The sequence below is a fragment of the Bradyrhizobium sp. Arg816 genome (genome assembly GCF_029989365.1).
In the GTDB taxonomy this organism is placed as follows: domain Bacteria; phylum Pseudomonadota; class Alphaproteobacteria; order Rhizobiales; family Xanthobacteraceae; genus Bradyrhizobium.
Genome location: NZ_JAPRAQ010000001.1, coordinates 650,293 through 673,573, shown reverse-complemented (window position 1 = coordinate 673,573; position 23,281 = coordinate 650,293). Strand labels below are relative to the sequence as shown.

The window sequence follows — 23,281 nt, the reverse complement described above, 5'->3', positions numbered from 1 at the left end:
ATGCTCCCCGAATGGGTCACCCAAAAATGCCCCGAGATTTCCGCGGTTCATCGCGAGGCGGCGCTCGCGCGTCAGGCGCAACTCACAAAACCGGCCGGCGCGCTCGGCCGGCTGGAGCAGCTTGCGGTCGAGCTTGCGGGCCTGCAGGCAACCGAGCAGCCGCGCGCCGCGCGGGTGCCGATCATCGTCTTCGCCGGCGATCACGGCATCGTCGCGCAGGGCGTGTCGGCCTATCCGCAAGGAGTGACCATCGCGATGATGGCGAATTTTGCCTCGGGCGGTGCCGCGATCTCGGTGCTGGCGCGTGAGCTTGGCTCAAACCTTGAGGTCGTCGACGCCGGCACGCTGGCGCAGGAGGCGATCGCGGGCGTTGTCACCGACAAGCCGCGCCAGGGCACGCGCGATTTCAGCGTGGAAGCCGCGCTCACCCCGACGGAGCTGGCATTCGCCTTCGAGGCCGGTCAGCGCGCAGTCGCGCGCGCGGCAGCCGGCAGGCCCGATCTCCTGATCTTCGGCGAGATGGGCATCGGCAATACCACGACGTCGGCGGCGATTGCGGCGAGCCTGCTCGGCATCAGTGCCGAGGAGATCGCGGGCAGCGGTACCGGCGTCGATGCGGCCGGCCGCGCGCACAAGGCGGGTGTGATCGATGCGGCGATTGCGCGTCACGGCGTTGCGGGCGCTTTGCCGGAACAGATTCTGTGCGCCGTCGGCGGCCTCGAGATCGCGGCGATTTGCGGTGCCATCATTGCGGCTGCGCAAGCCCGCATTCCCGTGTTGATCGATGGCTTCATCGTATCGGTGGCAGCGCTGGCGGCGGTGCGGCTGAACCCGTCGTGCCACTCATTCCTGCTGCCGTCGCATCAATCGGCGGAGCAGGGACATCGGCTGGTGCTGCGTGCGCTGAACGTGCAGCCGTTGATCAGCCTCGATCTCAGGCTCGGCGAAGGATCGGGCGCGGCCATCGCGCTGCCGCTGGTGCGGCTCGCGTGCAGCCTTCACAACGGCATGGCGACCTTCGCGCAGGCCAACGTGCCGGATCGCCCGGCCTGATCCGGCTCAAGCCGCGCGCTGATTGACCGCGACGACGCGCCAGCCCGCGGCGAGCCGGTCGATCCGGGTCAGTGACAACGGATCGATCACGAAGCGCAGGGCCGCTTGTGGTGTCAGGTCCAGCGCAATGCAGAGTGCGGCGCGGATCGTGCCGGAGTGCACGACGAGCGTTGCCGAGCCGGCGCCGATTTGCGCGAGACCGAGCCGGACGCGCGCGACCTGATCCTCGAAGCTTTCGCCGCAAGGCGGCCGCCCGTGCACCGGATCGCTCCAGAACTGCACATAGGCCTCACCGCCGGTCGCCGCGAGCTCGTCATGCCGCCGGCCGGTCCAGTTGCCAAAATCCTGCTCACTGAACTCGGGCACCAACGCGGGTTCGAGTCCCAGCGCGCGCGCCGTCTCGACCGTGCGTCGCGCCGGGCTCGCCAAGCTCGCAGCATCTGGCGGGAGCCTCTGCCGCAACGCCTCCAGCTGCACGCGATCGCCGAGATCGGCGGGCGCGTCGGCCGCGTGGATCGTCCCTTTGACGCCGTCAACGGGCGCATGCCGTATCAGCCAGAGGAAGGTCTCGCCTTCCATGCTTATCTCCAAGGAAGTTGGTCGCTGCGGCAATAACGTCGCACCGGCACATTGACTCCGTCTTGTTGGTAATCCTAGATGGCTTTGACGGTTTCCCCGAGTGGGGATGAAAAGGGAATGCGGTGCGGGGATTTGTCCCCAATGCCGCGGCTGCCCCCGCAACTGTAAGCGGCGAATCTTGCGTCACGAGCCACTGGGTATCTCGGTCCCGGGAAGGCGATGCAAGGTACTGACCCGCGAGCCAGGAGACCTGCCGTCAGCCGTGGTCACACGCGAAGATGTCGGTCGGGGAGTACAGACATTCGGCTTCATCGGAAGGCTGGAAGGCCGAAGGTTGGACCTGGTTCGCTGTGACGTGCCACTGACGTCATACCGAGGTCCAAGACCGTGTCTTCCATCCGTATCGTACGACCGCGCAGCGTCCTGCTCGCTTCCGCCGCGCTCACGTCCTTTGCCGTTCTCGATCTGCCCACCGCGCTGGCGCAACAGGCCCGCGAACCGCTGCCGCCCGTGGAGGTGTCGCCCGCCCAATCCCGCAAGCCGGCTGCCCGGGAAGCCCAGAGCACGCGCCGCGCGGCCGCACGCAGGCCGGCCGCATCCGCAGCGCCAAAACCCGCCGTGACGCCTGCGACGGCGCAGACGCCGCTCAACACCAATGCGGTGGCCGAAAGCGCCTCGCGCCTTGGGCTGACCGTGCGGGAGATACCGGCCACCGTGGAAGTCATCTCGGCCGAGACTATGCGCGAGCAGGGCTATCGTACCGTGTCCGAGGTGGCGCAGGGCGCGGTCGGCGTGACCTCGGGCGACGCGCCGGGGGAGCCGGCGGGCTTCTCGATGCGCGGCTTTACCAACAGCCAGATCAACACGCTCTACAACGGCATCAAGATCGGCCCGCAGAACATGACCTCGCGGATCATGGACACGGCCAATCTGGAGGCCGTGGAGTTCCTCAAAGGCCCGGCCTCGCTGATCTCGGGCGAGGGCGCCGCCGGCGGCTCGATCAATCTTGTCACCAAGCAGCCGCACACCGGAGCGATCCGCAACGAGGCTGATTTCTCCTGGGACTCGCTGAACTCATTCCGCGCCCATTACGGCTCGGGCGGCAGCACCAATGTGCAGGGGCTGGACTACCGCTTCGACATCAGCCGCTCCTCGCTCAACGGCTTTGCCGACGACACCAATACCAAGACGCTGGATGTGTCTGGCCAGCTCAACTACCGCATCTCCGACAGCCTCAAGGTCTGGGGCGCGATCGAGTACCGCGAGGATCGCGGAAAGGCCTATTGGGGCGCACCGCTGGTGCCGGTCGCCTTCAGCGGCTCGCATGCGACGGCAGGGATTGTCTCCGGAAATTACGTCTCGAACTACAACAAAACCGATCTCGGTGCGGTCACCATCGACGACCGAACCTTCAACACCAATTACAACGTCCTCGACAACCGCAACGTGGCGCAGGAAGTCTGGCTGCGCGGCGGTTTCGAGCTGAAGCTCGCGCCTGATCTGACGTTGAAGAGCCAAGCCTATGGTTATGGCGCGGAGCGTACCTGGTTCAACAATGAGGTCGAGGCGTTCAATTCCGGTACGAACCTGGTCGATCGTGAACGCTTCTACGTCGCACACAGCCAACGGCTGGTGGGCAATATCACCGACCTGATCTGGGACACGAACATCGCCGGCTTCGACAACCGGCTGGTTACGACACTGTCGTCGAGCTATCTCGATTTCGTCCGGCCGGGCGCCGCAAACTTCCCAGGCGACTCCGTTTCGCTGATCGATCCCAATCGCGGCTATTACGGTTTGCTGACGACGCAGCAGCAGACCGCGCGCATCGACAACGAGGCCTTGTCGTTCGAGGACCGGCTGAAGCTGACCCGCAGCTTCGCGCTGATTGGTGGTTTGCGAGTCGAGCATATCGGGCTCGACCGCAACTCGACCGACAAGAACGGACTGGAGAAAGCGGGCTTCCCGTTCTCACAATCCTGGGTCCCGACGACGGGTCGCATCGGTTATACGTGGGACGCCGTCCCCGGCTTAACCTTCTTCAGCCAATACGCCACCGGCGCCGACATCTCGGCCAACAATATATTCCTGCTTGCTCCGACCCAGAACCTGGACCTGACCACCGCGCGCACCTACGAGACCGGCGTCAAGCACCTGTTCTGGGACAACCGGGCGGAGTGGTCGTTCTCGGCCTATGACATCGTGCGCAAAAACGTCTATGCGGCAGCCGGCGGCCAGACGCTCAACATCGCGGGACGGCAGGAATCGAAAGGTGTCGAGCTTGCCGCCGCGGTGCGCCCGATCGAGCCGCTGCGCCTCTGGGGCAACATCGCGTATGTCGATGCCCGTTATGCCGATTACAACTTCGTCGGCGGCTCGTTCTCTGGCAATACGCCGCCGAACGTGCCGCGCATCGTGGCCAATGCCGGTGCGTCGTACCGGTTCTTCACGCCTTGGCCGGTGGAACTCGGCATCACGGGCCGCTATGTCGGCGACCGCTACAACACCGATGCCAACGTCGTGACGATGAAGGCCTACACCGTCGCCGACGTCTACGCCTTCGTCGACATCCCGAAGACGGTGTTCAACGCGGTCGACCAGGCCCGTCTGGGCTTCCGCGTGCGCAACATCACCGACAAGCGCTACGCGATCTGGGGCGATCCGTTCTATCCCGACCAGATCCTGCTCGGTGCGCCCAGGACCTATGAGCTCTCGGCCGCGTTCAAATGGTAGGGCATTGATCACATGATGAACGCGATCGTCCTGCTGCATCGCTGGATCGGGATCGCGTTCTGCCTGCTGTTCGCGATGTGGTTCGCGAGCGGAATCGTGATGCACTTCGTCCCGTTTCCGTCATTGACGGAAGCGGAACGCTTTGCCGGGCTCGCGCCGGTTGATCGCAGAGAGGTGAAGATTGCGGTCGCGGATGCCGTTGCCGCGGGCGGGATCGCGGACGCCACGCGCGTTCGCCTGGTCCAGCGGAGCGACGGGCCGGTCTATGTCGTATCGAGCCCGTCGCGTGTGCGCGCGGTCCATGCCTCCGACGGACGGGATGCATCGGTGGCGTCCGCCGGCGTCGCGGTCGGTATCGCGCGGGATCATGCCCGGCAACGCGGGCTCGATGCTGCGCGGGCGGCGATGATTGCGGGCGCGGATTATGATCAATGGAGCGTACCGAACGGCTTTGATCGACATCGGCCTCTGTTGCGCGTCGCTCTTGGGGATGCGGCCGGAACCGAGATCTATGTCTCCTCGCGCACCGGCGAAGTCGTGCTGGATACGACCCGCAGCGAGCGCGGGTGGAATTGGGCCGGCAGCGTCCTGCACTGGATCTATCCGACAGTCCTGAGGAGCAACTGGTCCCTTTGGGATCAGGTGGTCTCGACATTGTCGCTTGTGGCTCTTATCGCGGCGACGCTCGGCGCGGTGCTCGGAATTATCAGGATCAGGATTCGAGGCCGCCGGATCTCGTCGCCTTATCGCGGCTGGCACGCGCTGCATCACATCATTGGTCTCGTCGCGACCGTTTTCGTGCTGACCTGGAGTTTCAGTGGCTGGCTCTCGATGGATCACGGCCGGCTGTTCTCGCGCGGGGAGCTGACCCCGACCGAAGCGGGCGTGGTGTATGCCGCGCCGGACTGGACGACCGCCCCGCCGTTCGGTCAGCCGTCGGCTCGCGAAGTCGAATGGTTCGCCGTCAACGGTGTTGTCTACCGGCGCGACCGGACCGGCCTCGCCAGTCAGACCTTGACTAAAACGGAGGAGGCGATCCGCAGCCGGCAGGTGGCATTCCTCGGCGAGAGGGATGTCCATGACCTGACGACGCGCCTTGCGCCGGGCTGCGGCGCCCCGTCCGTTCTTGCCGACAATGACGACTATCCCGCGCGCTCCGCCGTCCCCGGAGCGCCCGCCTATCGCTCCCGATGCGGCGACCTCTGGTTCGACATCGACGGTGCCGACGGCCGCGTGCTGCAACGCCTGGATGCCTCGCGGCGGGCCTATCGCTGGTTCTACAGCGCGCTGCACACGCTCGATTTTCCCGTTCTCATGGCGCATCCGCGTCTGCGCGATGTCCTGGTCGTCGGGCTCTGCTTGCTCGGGCTGGCATTTTCCGTCACCGGCATCGTCATCGGCTGGCGGCGCTTGCGGTCGACCTTCGCGGCTTGAGCTGCGTATCGAACAAATCATATGCGCCATGCAAATTGCGGGTTGCGCGGGCGATGGCAGGCGCGGATGATCGTCCGAGGGGGGCGCAGCGGTACATTCCCTCAATTGGGCGATCGCAATCGATGTCAATTCAGCGCAAGCGCCTCGGCATGATGACCCCGTCGTCCAACTCGGTGCTGGAGCCTGTCACCTATTCCATGCTGCATGGCGTGGACGGCGTCACCGCGCATTTCTCGCGCTTCCGCGTCACCGAGATCGCGCTCGATGCCGCGGTGCTGAACCAGTTCGATGCCTCGGTGATGCTGCCGGCGGCGGATCTGCTGGCGGACGCCAAGGTCGATGCCATTGCCTGGAACGGTACGTCGGCAAGCTGGCTCGGTATCGGCCGCGACCGGAGCCTGTGCGAGGCGATCGCGGCGCGGACCGATATCCCGGCGACGACCTCCACGCTCGCCTGCATCGACGCCGTCCGCGCGCTCGGCGCCGGACGCGTCGGCCTGGTCTCCCCCTATACGGACGATGTGCAACGGCGTATCGGCGATGTCTGGGCCGAGGAGGGGATCGCCCCTCACGTCGAGCGGCATCTCGGCCTGCGCGATAATTTTTCCTTCGGTGAGGTCACGCCCGCGACGATCGCCGACATGATCCGCGCGGTCGCGGCGGACGGCGCCGATGCCGTCGTCATTCTCTGCACCAATCTCGACGGCGCCGCGCTGACCGCCTCGCTCGAACGGGAGTTGGGCATCGCCGTGCTGGACTCGGTCGCGGTCACGCTGTGGCGGACGCTCGAACTCGCCGGTGGCGACGTCGCAGCCCTTGCGGCTTGGGGCCGGATCTTCCAGACATCAGCGGTTATCAAGTGACGGAGACGCCTGTGACGCAGCTCGATCTCGCCATTCGCGGCGGCACCATCGTGACGGCCAGCGACGAGTTTCGCGCCGATATCGGCATTCGCGACGGGCGCATCGTCAGCATCGCCGACCGCATTGAAGGTGCGGTGCGCGAGATCGACGCGACGGGTCTGCTGGCGCTGCCGGGCGGGATCGACAGCCACGTTCATATCTCGCAATCGTCAGGCCCGGACGTGGTGATGGCCGACGATTTTGCTTCGGCAACGCGCGCGGCGGCGGCTGGCGGCAACACCATGGTGCTGCCCTTCGCGCTCCAGGAGAAGGGGACGTCGCTCCGCACCTGCGTCGAGAACTACCGCAAGCTCGCCGAGGGCGAGTGCTACATCGACACCGCCTTCCACCTCATCATCTCCGACCCCACCGCGGTCGTGCTCGGGCAGGAGCTGCCGGCGCTGGTCAAGGACGGCTACACCTCGTTCAAGGTGTTCATGACCTATGACGATCTCGTGCTCAGCGACAAGCAGTTGCTCGAGGTGTTCGATGTCGCGCGCCGCGAAGAGGCGCTGGTCATGGTCCATTGCGAGGGCTACGACGCGATCCGTTTCCTCACCGCCAAGCTGGAGCGCGAGGGCCATATCGCGCCGTATTATCACGGCGTGTCGCGGCCGCAGGCGGTCGAGCGCGAGGCGACGCATCGCGCCATCAGCCATGCCGAGGTGATCGGCGTGCCCATCATGATCGTGCATGTCTCCGGCCGCGAGGCGATGGAGCAGGTGCGCTGGGCCCAGCAGCGCGGACTGCCTGTTCATGCCGAGACCTGTCCGCAATACATCACGCTGACGGCCGACGACATGAAAGGCCTGAACATGGACATGTCAGGCGCAAAGTATGTCTGTTCGCCGCCGCCACGCGATGCCGAAAGCCAGCAGGCGATCTGGGAGGGCATCACCACGGGTGTATTCCAGACCTTCTCGTCCGACCACTGCCCGTTCCGCTACGACGATCCCAAGGGCAAGCTGACGCCGAATTCCCGCACCTCGTTCCGCTGGGTGCCGAACGGCATCCCCGGCGTAGAGACCCGGTTGCCGATCCTGTTCTCGGAGGGCGTCTCGAAGGGGCGGATCAGCTTGCAGAAATTCGTCGAGCTGACCACGACCAACCATGCGCGGATCTACGGGCTCTATCCGCGCAAGGGCTCGATCGGCGTCGGCTTCGATGCCGACGTCGTTCTATGGAATCCCAAATTGAAGAAGCCGATCCGGCAGGCCGATTTGCACCATGGTTCCGACTATACGCCGTGGGAAGGCTTTGACGTCACCGGCTGGCCCGTCACCACCATCGCGCGGGGCCGCGTGGTGTACGAGCAGGGCAAAATCGTCGGCGACAAGGGCGCGGGCGAGGTGCTCAGCCGTGGCAAGTCGAGCCTGGTGTGACGGAAAAATAATCGCATCGTGACGACGCCACCATGTCGTCTGTTGCGCATACCATCCTCGCGCCGCTGCGGCATCATTGATCCCTTTTCGCCGGCCGCCTTTCGGTGTAGCTCTGCGCCCACTTGTTAAGCGGCCGGGCGCCAATGCTGATCGCCGCCGAAATCATGCAGGAGACACCAGGGATGTACCCCAAAGTTCAGATGTTCATCGCCGGCGAGTGGACCGACGGCACCTCCGGCAAGTCGGAGGACATCCTCAACCCCGCCACCGGCCAGCCGATCGGCAAGACGCCGCACGCCTCGCGTCAGGACCTCGACCGCGCGCTGGAGGCCGCCAAGGCCGGCTTCGAGATCTGGCGCAAGACCTCGCCGTTCGACCGCTACAAGCTGATGCGCAAGGCCGCCGACATCATCCGCTCGCGCGCCGCCGAGATCGCACCCGTGATGACCATGGAGCAGGGCAAGCCGGTCGTGGAAGCGCAGGGCGAGACCATGCTGGCCGGCGACCTCATCGATTGGTTCTCCGAGGAAGCCCGCCGCGCCTATGGCCGCATCGTGCCGCCGCGGATGGGCAACGTCTCCCAGCTCGTGACCAAGGAGCCGGTCGGCCCGGTCGCCGCGTTCACGCCCTGGAATTTTCCGATCAACCAGGCGGTCCGCAAGATCTCGGCCGCGCTCGCCGCCGGCTGCTCGATCATCGTCAAGGGCCCGGAAGAAACCCCGGCAAGCTGCATGGAGCTGGTGCGCGCCTATGCCGACGCGGGCATTCCGGCCGGCGTCGTCCAGCTGGTGTTCGGCGTGCCGTCGGACGTGTCCGAATATCTCATTCCGCACCCGATCATCCGCAAGATCAGTTTTACGGGCTCGACCGCGGTCGGCAAGCATCTGGCCGCGCTCGCGGGCCTGCATATGAAGCGCGTCACCATGGAGCTCGGTGGCCACGCGCCGGCGATCGTGTTCGCGGATGCGGACCTCGACAACGCCGCCAAGATTCTCTCGGCCAACAAGTTCCGTAACGCCGGCCAGGTCTGCGTCTCGCCGACGCGCTTCCTGGTGCACGAAAGCGTCTATCAGCCCTTCGTCGACAAGTTCGTCGCCGCGGCCAAGAGCCTCAAGGTCGGCAATGGTCTCGACAAGGACACCCGCATGGGTCCGCTGGCGAACCCGCGCCGCGTCGACGCCATGGAAGGTCTGGTCTCCGATGCCGTGCAGCGCGGCGCCAAGGTCCAGGCTGGCGGCAAGCGCATCGGCAACGAAGGCTTCTTCTTCGAGCCGACTGTGATCACCGACGTGCCGCGCGATGCCCGCATCATGAACGAGGAGCCGTTCGGACCTCTTGCCCCGATCACCTCGTTCCGCAGCTATGAGGAGGTGGTGGCCGAGGCGAACCGCCTACCGTACGGCCTTGCCGCCTATGCCTACACCACCTCGACCAAGACGATGCAGGCGATCGGCTCCGACATCGAGAGCGGCATGGTGTCGATCAACCACCACGGCCTCGCGCTGCCGGAAGTGCCGTTCGGCGGCATCAAGGATTCCGGCTACGGCTCCGAGGGCGGCCTCGAGGCGATCGAGGGTTATCTCAACACGAAGTTCGTGACGCAGGCGAGCGCGTAAGCGAGATTTCGTGGGGTGGGTTAGGCTTGCGCTGACCCGCCCCACGCACTTGTATGTGGGGCCGTGTAGCCCGGATGGAGCGAAGCGCAATCCGGGACGGTGTCCCCGCATTTCGCTTCGCTCCATGCGGGCTCAATTGCCTGACGGGCGAGACATGGACAACAGCCGTCACCCGAGCAAGCGCGTGTCCCTTGCCGGGATGCATATCGACCGGAATTCGGCCGTGCCGCTGCATCTGCAGATCGCGGCGCACATCCGCGCCGGCATTTTGCGCGGCACCTTTCCGGCCGGAACGCAATTCCTCGGCTCGCGCGAGATCGCGCGCGAACTGGGCTGCTCGCGCACGGTGGTGCTGACCGCCTGGGAACTGCTCTACGCCGAGGGCTATCTTGCATCGATGCCGCGCGGCAGTGTCATGGTGGCCGCCGTTGCAGCCCCGCATGCGGAGCCTTCATCCACTACGTCGCCTGCGAGCAAGCCCGCCCACATGTCGGAGCGTTGGCGATCGCTGCTTGGTTTGGATTACGAGACCAATTGGCCGTCTGTGTTCGCGCCCGGCGCACCCGACGTCTCGACCTTCCCGTTCAAGGAATGGTCGCGCCTGCTGCGGCTGTCCTGGCAAAATCCGAGAGAGCAGGAGTGTCTCGATCTTCCCTCGGAAGGCCATCCGCGCTTGCGGAGCGAGATCGCGAACTTTCTCGGCTCGGTGCGCGGGCTCGTCTGCGCGCCGGAAGAGGTCGTCGTCACCTCAGGCACATCGGGGGCGCTTGATTTCTGTAGTCGGATGATCCTCGATCCCGGCGACGAGGTCTGGGTCGAGGAGCCCGGCTTCGTCGAGGCCCGGTGGGCGCTCACGGCCGCCGGCGCGAAGCTCGTTCCAATTCCGGTCGATGACAAGGGCCTCGTCGTCTCCGAAGGTATCAGGCGCGCACCGGGTGCGAAGCTGATCGTGGTTACGCCGTCGCATCAATATCCGCTCGGCGTCAGCATGCACCTGGAGCGGCGGCTCGAACTGCTCGACTGGGCCAACAAGAACGACGTCTGGGTGATCGAGGACGATTACAATTCGGAGTTCAGACACCAGGACAGCATGATCGCCTCGTTGCGCTCGCTCGATCGCGAGGGGCGGGTGATCTATTTCGGCACCTTCTCGAAGATCATGATGCCGAATTTGCGGCTCGGCTACATCGTCGCCAACAGGCATTTCATCGAGGGCTTTTCCAAGGGCCGCGCGCGCATCGATGTGCACACCTCCGGCATCGGTCAGCTCGCGCTGACCGAGTTCATGCGGGAAGGGCACCTGCTGCGGCATCTGCGCGGGATGCGGCGGATCTACGCCGCACGTCGGAAGGCGCTGATCGATGCGATCGCAGCGCTGATGGCTGACGATCTCACCGTATCCTCCGCCGTCACGGGATTGCATCTGGTGGCGCTGTTTACCGATGCGATGCAGGCACGGATGAGCGACCGCGAGGCGGCCGCGGTCCTGAAGCAGGCCGGCATCCACGTCCAGCCGCTCTCGCAAAACTTTCTGGAGCAGCCGACGCGGCAGGGCCTGGTGTTCGGCTACGGACGGCTGCGGGTCGAGGATGCCGCGCCGCTGCTTGCGAGAATCGCGGCTTGCATCGGCAGCGGCTGCCGCAATGCGCCATCCGAGCCGGCGAAATCCTCTCTTACTGTTCGTACAATAAAGAGAGGCTGAGCCGACCGCTATGCATAGCTCGTAGGCATCCGGCTATCCCGCAACGCCGTTCAATCGCCTGCAAATTAGACAGACGTTTTTGAGTGATCCGATTGCAGTGCAGCGGGCGTCGCGATTTGCGCGGAGAAATCCGTGGTGCGCTGCACGTTCGTCGCGTGGAACGGTTCGCGTTCGCGTGCTCTCTGCGCGGGCACGGCTGCACCAAAACGTGCAGCCGGTGTTGCACCGCATGATGCCGGCCCTGCGCTGGTCTAGTGGTTTGCGACAACTCTGGCCCTATCCCGAGCCCATCGCTCTGTCGCACGCTCGCAGGCGGTGGCATGACAGGGGATGATGATGAGCGCTCTCGGTTTGGCATTGGACGTTGCGATGGCCGGCAAGCACCCAGCGTCCGGTTCGGACGTCATCCGTAACTGACGCCGCACATGAGTTCCTCCGGACATCACTGGGAAGTCGGCACCGATATCGGTGGCACCTTCACCGACATTATTGCCATCAGGCGCGATTCCGCGGAGGCGCGGATCGCAAAGGTGCCGTCGCGCCCCGACGCGCCGGTTCAGGCGATGCTGGAGGCGATCGAGGCGGTGGGCCTGCGCAAGAGCGAGGTCAAGCGCTTCGTGCACGGCACCACGCGCGTGACCAACGCCATTGTCGAGAAGCGGCTGCCGAAGGTCGCGCTGGTCGCGACCGAAGGGTTCGCCGATGTGCTCGAGATCGCGCGTTATCGCCGCCGCGATCTCTATCGTCTCGACATTCCGCCGAAATCGCCGCCGCTGGTGCCGCCCGAACGATGCTTTGGGCTCGCCGAGCGCCTCGATCACGAGGGCCGGGTGCTCAAGGCGCTGGATGAGACCGAGATCGCACGTCTGGTGGCCTGGCTGAAGGAGACCGGCGTACAGAGCGTCGCGGTCGCGCTGCTTCACGCCTATGCCAATCCCATCCACGAAAAAATGCTCGGCGAACGGCTCAAGGGCGTCGTCGCCCACGTCTCGCTGTCGCACGAGGTCAATCCCGAGGCGCGCGAATACGAGCGGACGTCGGCCACCGTGTTCAACGCGGCGGCAATGCCGATCGCGGTCGAATATCTCAGCGAGCTGGAGCAGCGGCTGCCGATCGGCGCCGGCTTGCAGGTGTTTCATTCGGCCGGAGCCATGGTCCCGATCTCAGCCGTGAAGCGGCGGCCGCTGGTGATGGCGATGTCAGGCCCGGCCGCCGGTGTCTCTGCATCCGTCAGCATCGCGCGCCAGCTCGGCACATCGCGCATGCTCACCTTCGACATGGGTGGCACCACGACCGACGTCTGCCTGATCGTCGACGGTCAGGCCGAGATGACCGACGGCCGCATGCTCGGCGACAAGCCGCTGCGTCAGCCGATGCTTGCGGTCCATTCGATCGGGGCCGGCGGCGGATCGATCGTGCGAAACGGTCCGGGCGGCCTGACGGTCGGGCCGGAGAGCGCCGGCTCCCAGCCGGGGCCGGCCTGCTATGGCCGCGGCGGCACCGAGCCGACCATTACCGACGCGAACGCCGTGCTCGGCTATCTCAATCCCGAGACCAAGCTTGGCGACCGCATCGGCATCGACATCAAGGCCGCGGAACGCGTCATCGCGCCGATTGCGCGCGCCTTGGGGCTGAGCCTGACTGAAACCGCACTCGGCATCATCAAGGTCGCGAACGCGACGATGGCGCGCGCGCTCCGCCGCGTCACGGTCGAGCGCGGCATCGACGGCCGCGACTGCACGCTGCTCGCCTTCGGTGGCGGCGGCCCGATGCATGCCGCAGGCCTTGCCGATCTCTACGGGATTGCAGGGGTCGTGGTGCCCAGCGCCTCGAGCGCGTTCTCGGCGCTTGGCTGTCTCACCGCCGATTTCAGCTTCCTTCAGCAGCAGACGCTACGCGCGGCCCTGGATGGCATCGATCTCGCGCGCGTGTCGGAACGGATCGGGACGTTGATTGAGGATGCTTCGGCGCCGCTGATCGCCAACGGCGTTGCGCAGGCGGAGATTCAGGTCGAGCTGGTGGCGCTGATGCGCTACGCGGCGCAGAACGATGCCATCCCGGTGCCGTTCACGTTGCCGCTCGACGTGACCAAGCTGAAGAAGGACTTTCTGGCGCGGCATCACGAACTGTTCGGCTACGCGACCAGCGAGCCCTGCGTCATCGAATCCGTGCGCGTGCAGGCGCGGCGCCCGTCGACGACGGTGGTGAGCCGGCCGGCGACGGCGGTGAGGGCGGTGTCGTCAGGCAAGCGGGCCTGCTCATTCGACGGTCTCCACGATATCCCGACCGCCATCATCGATCGCGCCAAATTGACCGATGTCGTCAGCGGCCCCGCGATCATCGAAGACGCATGGTCAACGGTGGTGGTCCCGCCCGGCTGGCAAGCCAAACCCGATTCCGCCGGCAACCTGTCCCTGACGCGGAGGGCGGCATGAAGCTCGATCCGTTCGTCGTCGAGGTTATCAGGCACGGGCTCTCGGCCGCGGCCGAGGAAATGAGCCTGGTGATGACGCGCTCGGCGCGCTCGCCGCTGCTGCGCGAGGCCGGCGACCTGTCATCCGCAATCACGGATGGCCGCGGCGGCCTGGTCGGGCAGGGCCGCGACATCCCGATCCATCTCGGCGCGATGGCCTACACCATCCCCGAGTTGCTGAAGGTGATGCCGCGCGACAGCCTGAACGACGGTGACGTCGTGATCTATAATGTCGGCGCGCTCGGAGGCAATCACCTCAACGACGTCAAGGTCGTGCGTCCCGTCTTCGTCGACGGCGAGATCGTCGCCTTCGCAGTCAGCCTCGCGCACTGGCCCGACATCGGCGGCACCTGGCCCGGCAGTTATTTCGCGAAAGCCATCGACACTTTCCAGGAGGCGATGCGGATTCCGCCGGTGCTGATCGCAACCTCAGCCGGCGTCAATACGCCGATCGTGCAGCTGCTCAAGGCCAACGTCCGCGATCCCGAGTCCTGCGAGGGCGATCTGCTCGCCCAGATCGCCGCGACCAAGGCCGGCGAGAAGCGCATCCTCGAGCTCTGCCGCGAGCATGGCAAGGCGGTGTTCACGGCGACGCAGTCGCGCCTGCACGATCTCTCCGAAATCGAGATGCGGGAAGCGCTTCGCGACCTGCCGGACGGCGTCTACGAGGGCGAAGACTATCTCGACGACGGCAGCGTCAACAATGCACCTGCGCGCATCCATGTGAAAATCACCATTCGCGGCGACGAGGCGACCTTCGACCTCTCCGGCAGTTGCGATCGCGTCTCGAATTTCTGCAACACGACGCCGTTCATGGCGCGCTCGGCGGTCGCCTATGCCGCGCGCATCATGAGCGGACGCGACATGCACCAGAATGCGGGTGCGCTCCGGCCTCTGACCATCGTTACGCGCCCGGGCTCGATTCTGGAGCCGGGCTGGATGGCGTCCGTTGCCGCCGGCAACCATGAGACGTCCATGCGCATCGTCGATGCGATTTTTCGCGCGATGCAGGACACCATCCCCGAACGACTGTCGGCCGGTGGCGCGACCACCGCGGGCGTTCTGTTCTTCGCCGAGCCGCGGCAAAACGGCTCGTGGAAAATGCTCTACGAGGTCCACGGCGGCGGCGAAGGCGCGCGGTATGATCGGGCCGGCATGTCGGCGACGCGCGTGCATCTGTCCAACACGTCGAATACACCGGTCGAGGTGATCGAGGCGAACTACGCGATCCGCCTGGAGCAGCAGGCCATTCGCCGGCAGTCCGGCGGCGCGGGCGCCCATCGCGGCGGTGACGGCTCCGTCCGCACTTATCGCATCCTGGCACCCTCGATGCATCTGACCACCTGCATCGAGCGCATGGTGATCGCGCCATTCGGCATGCAGGGCGGCTATCCCGGCAAGGCCTGCCGCATCTCGCTGATCAGGCAGGGCGCGAACGTCGCCATCGACGGCAAATCGAACCTGGTGTTGCAGCAAGACGATCTCGTCACGATCGAGATGTGCGGCGGCGGCGGCTATGGCGCCGTGGCTGCGGAGTGAGGGGATTGCGATGAGCAGATTGTTGCGAACCGGGCTGAATGCGGGCGAAGCCGCGCCGATGGCCGTCGTTGGCGGCGAGGGCGTCTATTTTCACTTGTCCGATGGCCGCAAGCTGATCGACGGCAGCAACACCGGCGGCGGCCTCGGCCACCGCCATCCCGCGATGGTGGAGGCGATCCGCCGCGCGGCGGATACGCCGGTCGTGAACGAAGGCTGGTCCTGGGTCGGCCGCGAGCAGGCCGCCGACGATCTGATGGCCACCGCATTCAAGGGCGAAGACGACTGGGTCGGCGCAGTGCGGTTCTGCATCAGCGGCAGCGAGGCCAACGACATGGCGCTGTCGCTTTGCCAGGCGCTGACGCAGCGGTCGGCTCTGGCGACGCGCGAGCGCGCTTATCACGGCATCACCGGCCTCTCCCGCGCCATGACGGTGCAGCCGCAATGGCACGGCGGCCTCGCGGTGCACGCAGGCGGCTCGAAGCTGCCGGCGCCGATGGCACCGGTGCGGATCCTCCCGGCGCCGGATGGTGCGATCTATGGCGGATCGGCGAACAACACCTCGCCCAGCGAATATCTGGCGGATGCCACGCGCCTGCTCTCGGACACGGCCGCGACGATCATCGACTACACTCAGGGCGGCATCTATTACGACGGCGCCTATCAGGACGAGGTGGCGCGCTGCGCGCGGCAGGCGGGCTCGTACTGGATCGCGGACGAGGTCGTCACCGGTGCGGGCCGCGCTGGGCGCTGGTTCGCGTTCCAGGGAGCGCAGAGTCGCCCCGATATCGTGACGCTCGGGAAATCGCTCGGTGGCGGTGCGGCAGCCGTTGCTGCCGTCGTGGTGTCGAAGGACATTGTCGAGCGGCTCAAGGGCACGAGCTGGCAGAATTACGGCACGCTGCGCGGCCATCCGATCAGCATGGCCGCGGTTAGCGCCTATCTGAAGGTCGTCAGCGAAGAGAAGATCCTGGAGCACGTAGCGAGCCTGGAAAAGCTGTTCATCCGCCGCCTGCTCGCGATCGCGCAAAAGCATCCGAGCGTGCAGCGCGTGGCGGGACAGGGACTGCACTGGACGGTGGAGTTGCACGGGCCGGATTGGCGCGCCTGGCATGCCGACACAACGGAGGTCCCGATCGCCTCGCGCGTGGCGGAGCGCGCGCTGGAGGCGGGCGCGGTGATCGGCACCAGCGGTGAGCAGACTTCGCTGTTCCTGGCGCCGCCGCTGGTCATCTCCGAGCATGAGGCCGAATTGCTTCTGGATGCACTCGATCACGGCCTCGATATCGCAGACGAGGAGCACGGGTGAACGCAGGCCCCGCAACACGCTCGCCGGCCTGGCCGGCGGACGAGCCCTGGCATCTCGCGATGCCGGAGGGGACGCTGTACGACGCGCTGGCACGTGCGGCGAAGGATCGGCCGTCGCACCCGGCGACGGTGTTTTATGGTGCGAGCCTGAGCTATGCCGAGCTACGCGAGCGGGTCGATGCCTTGGCCGGCTTCCTGCAAAGCGCTTGCGGCGTGAAGTGCGGCGACCGCGTCATGATCGCGCTGCAAAACTCGCCGCAATATGTCATCGCCTACTACGCGGTGATGCGGGCAGACGCCGTGATCGTGCCGGTCAATCCCATGAACAAGACCGCGGAGCTCGCGTATCTCGCCGAAGACAGCGGCGCCAGGGTCGCGATCATCGGAAGCGAGCTGAGCGATGTCTTTGCGCCGCTGGTGGGTGAAGCTATCGCGCATGTGATCGTTGCGCATTATCGCGACGAGGTGCCGGCCGCCACGCCCTATACGCTGCCATCATGCGTCACCGAGGCGCAGTCGGACGTGCCGTCGTCATCGGGCTGGCATTCCTGGTCGTCCGCGATCACGAAAGGCTTGCAGCCTGATCCGATGAGGGCGGGCCCGGACGATCTGATGATCCTGCCCTACACGTCGGGGACAACAGGCAAACCCAAGGCCTGCATGCATACGCATCACAGCGCGCTGTTCACGGCCGTCTTGCAGGCACGCTGGTACGGACTCGACGGCAGCGACGTGATGACCGGCTTCATGCCGCTGTTCCATGTCGCGGGCATGCAGGGCTCGATGAATGCGACGATGGTGACAGGCGCTACGCTGGTGTTGATGGCGCGCTGGGACAAGGATCTGCTGCCGGACCTGTTCGAGACCTATGGCGTGACGTTCTGGAACGCGGCGCCGACCATGATCGTCGACGTGCTCGCCAGCGCCAGGTTTCGTGACCGCTGCTTTGCCAAGCTGAAAGTGCTGACCGGCGGCGGTGCGGCGATGCCGACCGCAGTGGCCGAGCGGTTGAAGGGCCGCTTCGGCCTCGATTTCGTCGAAGGCTATGGCATGACTGAGACCATGTCGCCGACCCATCTCAATCCGATGGCTGCGCCGAAGCGCCAGTGTCTCGGCATTGCCGTGCAGGAGACCGATGCGAGGGTCGTCGATCCCGAGACCTTGATCGAGCTCGACGACAATGTCGTCGGCGAGATTGTCGTGCACGGGCCGCAGGTGCTGCAAGGCTACTGGAACAGGCCACAGGCCGACGCTGACTCCTTCATCGAGCTCTCGGGAAAGCGGTTCCTGCGCACGGGCGATCTCGGCTATCGCGATGCCGAGGGCTACTTTTTTGCGGTCGACCGCCTGAAGCGGATGATCAATGTCAGCGGCTTCAAGGTGTGGCCGGCCGAGGTCGAAGCCGCGATGTACCAGAACCGCGCCATCCGGGAATGCTGCATCGTCTCGGCTCCCGACGACTACCGCGGCGAGACCGTCAAGGCGCTGGTGGTGCTCGATGAAGCCGCGCGCGCGACGACGTCGCCGGACGACATCGTCGGTTGGGCCCGCGGCGCGATGGCAAGCTACAAGGCGCCGCGCGCCGTCGTCTTCGTCGAGCAGCTGCCGCGCACCGCCAGCAACAAGATCAACTGGCGGCTTTTGCAGGATGCCGAATGGGGGCGGACGGCATGAAAGCTGCTTGGCTGGAAAAACGGTGCAAGACCGCGTTATGCTGCGCGCGCCGGCACGCCCCTCAAGCTGCGATCCCCAGCCTCACCAAGAAATCAGGAACCCGCTGATGCGTATCATCAACGTTGCCGCCGCCCAGATGGGCCCGATCCAGAAGGCCGACAGCCGCGAGGCCGTGGTCAAGCGCATGATTGCGCTGATGGACGAAGCCAAGGCAAAAGGCGCCGACCTGATCGTCTATCCGGAGCTGGCGCTGACCACGTTCTTCCCGCGCTGGTACGCGGAGGACCGGGCGGAGTTCGACACCTGGTTCGAGCGCGAGATGCCGAACGCGGCAACCAAGCCGCTGTTCGAGCGTGCGGCGCAGCATCAGATGGCCATGAACTTCGGCTATGCCGAGCTGACGCCCGACGGCCATCATTTCAACACCGCTATCCTCACTGACAAATCCGGCAAGATCGTCGGCAAATACCGCAAGGTCCATCTGCCAGGCCATGTTGAATACGATACCAAGCGGTCGCACCAGCATCTGGAGAAGCGCTATTTCGAGCCGGGCGATCTCGGCTTCAACGTCTGGCGCGAGCTGGGCGGCATCATCGGCATGGCCATCTGCAACGACCGGCGCTGGCCCGAGACCTATCGCGTCATGGGCCTTCAGGGCGTCGAGATGGTGCTGATCGGCTACAACACGCCGTCGGTGAATGCGGAGAGCAGCGACGAGGGCATCGAGAAGCGCCTGTTCCACAATCGTCTCTCGGTGCAGGCCGGCGCCTATCAGAACGCGACCTGGGTGGTCGCGGTGGCCAAGGCGGGTGTCGAGGACGGCCATCCGCTGTTCGGCGGCAGCCTGATCGTCGATCCCAATGGCGAGATCGTCGCCGAGGCCAAGACGGAAGACGACGAGGTTCTGGTTCACGCTTGCGACCTCGACGCCACCACGTTCGGCAAGACCACGATCTTCAATTTTGCCCAGCACCGCCGCATCGAGCATTACGGGCTGATCGCCAGCCAGACCGGCGCAGTGCCGCCGCCGGAGAAGTGACGCCGATGGCAGGCAACAGCGCATCCGGCATTTCCTTGTGCGAGCTCGATCCGCGCGACCGCTACAAGCTGCTTTGCGGGGTGGTCGTGCCGCGGCCGATCGCGCTGGTGACGACGCTGGACGCGAACGGAGCGGTCAATGCCGCGCCGTTCAGCTTTTTCAACGTCTTCTCCGAAAGCCCCGCACTGATCGTGCTCGGGCTCCAACACAAGCCGGATCACAGCCCGAAGGACACCACCCGCAACATCCATCGCGACGGCGAGTTCGTAGTTCACATGGTGGATGAAGCGCTGTCTGCCGCGATGAATGATTGCGCGGTCGATTTTCCCTCCGGCGACAGCGAGGTCGCGGCGACCGGGCTCGCCACGCTTCCCTCGATCGATGTGAAAGTGCCGCGCTTGGCCGCGGCACCCTTTGCGCTGGAATGCCGGCGCCACGTGGTGCTGAATTTTTCGCCCGATCGCGAGCTATTGGTCGGCGAGGTGCTCAGGGTTCATGCTCGGGAGGGTCTCGTCGACGAGACCAACATGTATGTGGATCTCGACGCCTACCGGCCGATCGGCCGCATGTTCGGCAATCTCTATACGACGCAGCGGGATACGTTCGCGCTTGCGCGCGAGAGCCATTCGCAATGGCTCGCGCGCCAGGACGGCAAAGAGCTGAAGGACGCCTAGTGAGCCGAGAACTGCACCGTACCCAATGCCATGGTGACGGCCGCCTGCGTCGGATCGATCACGGGAATACCAAGCGCGTCTTCCAGCGGACGGCGATGGCGCGCCATGCCGGCGCAGCCCATCACGATGGCGCGGGCACCGTCCTCGTCGCGCAGCGCGCGGCCGATTTCGATCATCCTGGCCAGCGTTCCTTCGCCCGACGCGGTTTCGGCAACGCTCATGTTGAGCGGCCGCTCGCCGGCGAGGCGGTCGGTCAATCCCATCTGCCTGAGATAGCGCATGTGACGCGGGATCGAGCGCTGGGCAATGGCGATGACGCCGAAGGTTTCGGCGCGGGCCAGCGCCGTCAGCACGCCGCACTCGGCGATACCGAACACGGGCCGGTCGGTGCCCTCGCGGCAAACCTGAAGACCGGGATCGCTGTAGCAGGCGATGACGAAGGCGGCCGAGCTGTTGTCGCCCTCGACCAGTTTTCGCAGCGGCATGGCGACGTTGTCGACATCGGCCTGGCTCTCGATGCCGAACGGCCCCTCGGCCAGCGACTGGCAGACCACTTCAGGCCCACCCTCGAAACCGAGCGGCTTCAGGGCTTCCTCCAGCCCTTGCGTGACCGCGGGGTTGGAGTTCGGATTGATGACGAGAATGCGCGGCCGGGGCATGTTGGTCTTCCCTTGAAATGGCGATCATCTAGCTCAGGCATATCATGGAGTGCCTCATGACTGAACCCACCTACGACCTGATCATCCGCGGCGGCCGCGTCGCCACCACGACCGATGTGTTCGAGGCCGATGTCGCGATCTCCGGCGAGACCATCGCGGCGATCGGCCGCGGGCTTCCGGCGGCGAAACGCGAGATCGATGCGCGCGGCAAGCTGGTGCTGCCCGGCGGCGTCGACAGTCACGCCCATATCGAGCAGCTGTCCGCGGCCGGCATCATGAACGCCGACACCTTCGAGAGCGCGACCGTCTCTGCCGCTTTCGGCGGCACGACGACGGTGATCCCGTTCGCCGCGCAGCATGTCGGCATGAAGCTGCCGCAGGTGGTCGAGGACTATCACGCGCTCGCCAAGAAAGGCGCCGTGATCGACTACGCCTTTCACATGATCATCGCGGACGCGACCTGGGAGACGGTCGAGGAGCACATTCCGGCGCTGGTGAAGCAGGGCCATGGCTCGATCAAGATCTTCATGACCTATGACCGGCTCAAGGTCGACGACGAGCCGTTGCTCGACATCCTCTTGGCCGCACGCCAGTCCGGCGCGATGCTGTGCGCCCATGCCGAAAATCACGGCATCATCGCCTGGATGGTGAAGCGTCTGCTTGCGCGCGGCTACACGATGCCGAAATACCACGCCGTCAGCCACGCCCGCGTCTCGGAGGCGGAAGCCTTCACCCGGCTGATCGGTATGGCGGCGCTGATCGACCAGCCGATCATGATCTTCCATGTGTCCACGGCCGAAGGCGCCAAGGTCATCCGCGACTCGCGCGGGCAGGGGTTGAAGGTGTTCGCCGAGACCTGTCCGCAATATCTGTTCCTCACGGCAAACGATCTCGACAAGCCCGGCGTCGAGGGCGCCAAGTGGATGTGCAGCCCGCCGCCGCGCACGCATTCCGACCAGGAGGCGCTGTGGCAGGCGCTGTCGCTCGGCGATCTCCAGACCATCTCGTCGGATCATGCGCCGTATCGCTACGACGAGACGGGCAAGCTGCGCGCCGGCCCCAATCCGAACTTCAAGCAGGTAGCGAACGGACTGCCCGGGCTGGAACTGCGGCTGCCGCTGCTGTTCGATGCGATGGTGTCGAAGGGCCGGCTCGGCCTTGAAAAGTTCGTTGAGCTGACCGCGACGGCGCCGGCAAAGATCTACAATCTGCATCCGCGCAAGGGCTCGATCGCCGTCGGCGCCGATGCCGATATCGCGATCTGGGATCCCAATCGCGAGACGACGATCGCCGACGAGATGATGCATGATCTCGCCGGCTACACGCCGTTCGCAGGCCGCAAGCTGAAGGGCTGGCCGGTTAGCGTTCTCTCGCGCGGCCGGGTGATCATCGACGGCAACAAGTGCCTCGCGGACGCCGGCAGCGGAAAATTCCTGGCGCGCAGCGGCGGTGAGGCGGCAAAGCCGACGGGGCGGCTCGTCGCCGACATGGATCCCGAGCGGAATTTCGGGGCAAAACTGCTGTGATGGTGGATCGCGCGCGATGAAGATCGTCATCTTCGGCGGCACCGGCTTTGTCGGCCTCAATGTTGCGGAGGCGCTGCTCGCGCGCGGCCACGATGTGACGCTGTATGACCGCGCAGAGTTGCCGCCATCAGCGCGGCGAACTCTTGCGGATTACGGCGCACGGCTCAAGGCCGTGCAGGGCGATATCACGGACGCAGATGCCATCGACGCCCTCATCGCCTCGGGCTGCGATGCGATCGTGCTGGGTACTGCCATCACGGCGGGTGACGAGCTGGAGCGTGCGTCAACCGCGCGCGTCCTCGAGATCAACGTGATGGCGCAGATCCCGGTCCTGCTCTCCGCGATCCGTCATGGCGTGCGCCGCGTTGTCAATCTCTCATCGGCGTCGGCCTATGGCGCCGCTGGCGCGCGGGTCGAGGTTCTCGACGAGGAAACGCCTTGCGATCCGGTCTCGTTCTACGCCATCAGCAAGTTCACCTCGGAGCGATCGGTGGCGCGCCATGCCGAGCTCTTTGGCGGTGATTTCCTGAACGTGCGTCTGAGCGCCGTGTTCGGTCCATGGGAGCGGCCCGGCTCGGTACGCGACACGCCAAGTCTCCAGTACCAGATCCTGGCTGCATTCGCGCGCGGCGAGCCGGCGGTCATGCCTGAAGCAGGCATGAGGGACTGGATCTACGCGCCGGATGTGGCCGAAGCCGTCGCACTGCTCATCGAAGCGGAGCGGCCGCGCCATCGGCTCTACAACATCTCCCGCCGCGAGCTATGGCCAGCGCTGCAATGGGGCGAGGCCTTTGCGGCGCTGCATCCCGGCCTGCAATGCCGGCTTGCGGTGTCCGGCGAGCAGACGGCCATCAAGCTGCATGGATCCTATCGCGCGCCGCTGTCGGTGACGCGGATGGCGGATGAGTTCGGCTGGCGCGCGCAGTTCGGCTGCGCTGAATCCGCCGCCGCGATGAGCGCGTGGTTGTCCCATCACAAGGAGTGGATCTGA

17 protein-coding genes and 1 riboswitch are annotated in these 23,281 nt (G+C 65.6%); of the genes, 15 read left to right on the top strand and 2 right to left on the bottom strand.

Going from position 1 to position 23,281, the window contains the following annotated elements; genetic code table 11:
- Window positions 1-1,053, top strand: coding sequence for a nicotinate-nucleotide--dimethylbenzimidazole phosphoribosyltransferase (gene cobT, locus OWC48_RS03060; RefSeq protein ID WP_282518603.1), 1,053 nt, complete (start codon window positions 1-3; stop codon window positions 1,051-1,053).
- 6 nt (window positions 1,054-1,059) lie between these two features.
- Here cobT and OWC48_RS03055 read toward each other — a convergent pair whose 3' ends face one another.
- Window positions 1,060-1,632, bottom strand: coding sequence for a histidine phosphatase family protein (locus tag OWC48_RS03055; protein ID WP_282518602.1), 573 nt, complete (start codon window positions 1,630-1,632; stop codon window positions 1,060-1,062).
- Between the two features lie 71 nt (window positions 1,633-1,703).
- Window positions 1,704-1,905, top strand: a riboswitch (cobalamin riboswitch).
- 114 nt (window positions 1,906-2,019) lie between these two features.
- Here OWC48_RS03055 and OWC48_RS03050 point away from each other — a divergent pair.
- From OWC48_RS03050 to OWC48_RS02995, 12 genes are all read left to right on the top strand, one after another.
- The gene (locus OWC48_RS03050; RefSeq protein WP_282518601.1) at window positions 2,020-4,365 is read left to right on the top strand and encodes a TonB-dependent receptor; all 2,346 of its coding nucleotides are present in this window, start codon (window positions 2,020-2,022) and stop codon (window positions 4,363-4,365) included.
- 12 nt (window positions 4,366-4,377) lie between these two features.
- Window positions 4,378-5,799 carry a PepSY domain-containing protein gene (locus tag OWC48_RS03045; RefSeq protein ID WP_282518600.1) on the top strand — a complete coding sequence of 474 codons (1,422 nt, stop codon included), beginning with the start codon at window positions 4,378-4,380 and terminating at the stop codon, window positions 5,797-5,799.
- A 122-nt stretch (window positions 5,800-5,921) separates the two neighbouring features.
- Complete coding sequence (locus OWC48_RS03040) at window positions 5,922-6,662, top strand: aspartate/glutamate racemase family protein (protein ID WP_282518599.1); 741 nt, start codon at window positions 5,922-5,924, stop codon at window positions 6,660-6,662.
- An 11-nt stretch (window positions 6,663-6,673) separates the two neighbouring features.
- A complete protein-coding gene (hydA, locus tag OWC48_RS03035) occupies window positions 6,674-8,083 on the top strand; it encodes a dihydropyrimidinase (protein WP_282518598.1) in 1,410 nt (469 codons plus the stop codon).
- Window positions 8,084-8,265: 182 nt separating this feature from the next.
- Window positions 8,266-9,699 (top strand): NAD-dependent succinate-semialdehyde dehydrogenase, encoded by a 1,434-nt coding sequence (locus tag OWC48_RS03030; protein WP_282518597.1) that lies wholly within the window; start codon window positions 8,266-8,268, stop codon window positions 9,697-9,699.
- 154 nt (window positions 9,700-9,853) lie between these two features.
- On the top strand, window positions 9,854-11,401 hold the full coding sequence (locus OWC48_RS03025) for a PLP-dependent aminotransferase family protein (RefSeq protein WP_282518596.1): 1,548 nt from the start codon (window positions 9,854-9,856) through the stop codon (window positions 11,399-11,401).
- A gap of 425 nt (window positions 11,402-11,826) precedes the next feature.
- Entirely contained in the window at window positions 11,827-13,836 is a 2,010-nt protein-coding gene (locus OWC48_RS03020; RefSeq protein WP_282518595.1) for a hydantoinase/oxoprolinase family protein, read from the top strand.
- A complete protein-coding gene (locus OWC48_RS03015) occupies window positions 13,833-15,413 on the top strand; it encodes a hydantoinase B/oxoprolinase family protein (protein WP_282518594.1) in 1,581 nt (526 codons plus the stop codon). Before OWC48_RS03020 ends, OWC48_RS03015 begins: the two co-directional genes overlap by 4 nt.
- A 10-nt stretch (window positions 15,414-15,423) precedes the next feature.
- A complete protein-coding gene (locus OWC48_RS03010) occupies window positions 15,424-16,719 on the top strand; it encodes an aminotransferase class III-fold pyridoxal phosphate-dependent enzyme (protein WP_282518593.1) in 1,296 nt (431 codons plus the stop codon).
- Window positions 16,716-18,392 (top strand): long-chain-fatty-acid--CoA ligase, encoded by a 1,677-nt coding sequence (locus OWC48_RS03005; protein ID WP_282518592.1) that lies wholly within the window; start codon window positions 16,716-16,718, stop codon window positions 18,390-18,392. The genes OWC48_RS03010 and OWC48_RS03005 overlap by 4 nt, the downstream gene beginning before the upstream one ends.
- Window positions 18,393-18,498: 106 nt before the next feature.
- Window positions 18,499-19,431 carry an N-carbamoyl-D-amino-acid hydrolase gene (locus OWC48_RS03000; RefSeq protein ID WP_282518591.1) on the top strand — a complete coding sequence of 311 codons (933 nt, stop codon included), beginning with the start codon at window positions 18,499-18,501 and terminating at the stop codon, window positions 19,429-19,431.
- Between the two features lie 5 nt (window positions 19,432-19,436).
- Window positions 19,437-20,105 (top strand): flavin reductase family protein, encoded by a 669-nt coding sequence (locus OWC48_RS02995; RefSeq protein ID WP_282518590.1) that lies wholly within the window; start codon window positions 19,437-19,439, stop codon window positions 20,103-20,105.
- Here the strand turns inward: OWC48_RS02995 and OWC48_RS02990 are convergent.
- A complete protein-coding gene (locus tag OWC48_RS02990; RefSeq protein WP_282518589.1) occupies window positions 20,102-20,764 on the bottom strand; it encodes an aspartate/glutamate racemase family protein in 663 nt (220 codons plus the stop codon). The genes OWC48_RS02995 and OWC48_RS02990 overlap by 4 nt on opposite strands.
- 56 nt (window positions 20,765-20,820) lie before the next feature.
- Here OWC48_RS02990 and hydA (OWC48_RS02985) point away from each other — a divergent pair, with 56 nt between their 5' ends.
- Together hydA (OWC48_RS02985) and OWC48_RS02980 are read left to right on the top strand one after the other, a co-directional pair.
- Complete coding sequence (gene hydA, locus OWC48_RS02985) at window positions 20,821-22,290, top strand: dihydropyrimidinase (protein WP_282518588.1); 1,470 nt, start codon at window positions 20,821-20,823, stop codon at window positions 22,288-22,290.
- A gap of 16 nt (window positions 22,291-22,306) precedes the next feature.
- Complete coding sequence (locus OWC48_RS02980; protein ID WP_282518587.1) at window positions 22,307-23,281, top strand: NAD(P)-dependent oxidoreductase; 975 nt, start codon at window positions 22,307-22,309, stop codon at window positions 23,279-23,281.

What these genes read in the sequence shown, in the direction of transcription:
- OWC48_RS03010 (WP_282518593.1), top strand. Translation starts at nt 15,424, where the DNA reads ATGAGCAGATTGTTGCGAACCGGGCTGAATGCGGGCGAAGCCGCGCCG.
- hydA (WP_282518588.1), top strand. Translation starts at nt 20,821, where the DNA reads ATGACTGAACCCACCTACGACCTGATCATCCGCGGCGGCCGCGTCGCC.
- OWC48_RS02995 (WP_282518590.1), top strand. Translation starts at nt 19,437, where the DNA reads ATGGCAGGCAACAGCGCATCCGGCATTTCCTTGTGCGAGCTCGATCCG.
- OWC48_RS03040 (WP_282518599.1), top strand. Translation starts at nt 5,922, where the DNA reads ATGTCAATTCAGCGCAAGCGCCTCGGCATGATGACCCCGTCGTCCAAC.
- OWC48_RS03030 (WP_282518597.1), top strand. Translation starts at nt 8,266, where the DNA reads ATGTACCCCAAAGTTCAGATGTTCATCGCCGGCGAGTGGACCGACGGC.
- OWC48_RS03000 (WP_282518591.1), top strand. Translation starts at nt 18,499, where the DNA reads ATGCGTATCATCAACGTTGCCGCCGCCCAGATGGGCCCGATCCAGAAG.
- OWC48_RS03045 (WP_282518600.1), top strand. Translation starts at nt 4,378, where the DNA reads ATGATGAACGCGATCGTCCTGCTGCATCGCTGGATCGGGATCGCGTTC.
- OWC48_RS02990 (WP_282518589.1), bottom strand. Translation starts at nt 20,764, where the DNA reads ATGCCCCGGCCGCGCATTCTCGTCATCAATCCGAACTCCAACCCCGCG.
- OWC48_RS03015 (WP_282518594.1), top strand. Translation starts at nt 13,833, where the DNA reads ATGAAGCTCGATCCGTTCGTCGTCGAGGTTATCAGGCACGGGCTCTCG.
- OWC48_RS02980 (WP_282518587.1), top strand. Translation starts at nt 22,307, where the DNA reads ATGAAGATCGTCATCTTCGGCGGCACCGGCTTTGTCGGCCTCAATGTT.
- cobT (WP_282518603.1), top strand. Translation starts at nt 1, where the DNA reads ATGCTCCCCGAATGGGTCACCCAAAAATGCCCCGAGATTTCCGCGGTT.
- OWC48_RS03020 (WP_282518595.1), top strand. Translation starts at nt 11,827, where the DNA reads ATGAGTTCCTCCGGACATCACTGGGAAGTCGGCACCGATATCGGTGGC.
- OWC48_RS03025 (WP_282518596.1), top strand. Translation starts at nt 9,854, where the DNA reads ATGGACAACAGCCGTCACCCGAGCAAGCGCGTGTCCCTTGCCGGGATG.
- OWC48_RS03055 (WP_282518602.1), bottom strand. Translation starts at nt 1,632, where the DNA reads ATGGAAGGCGAGACCTTCCTCTGGCTGATACGGCATGCGCCCGTTGAC.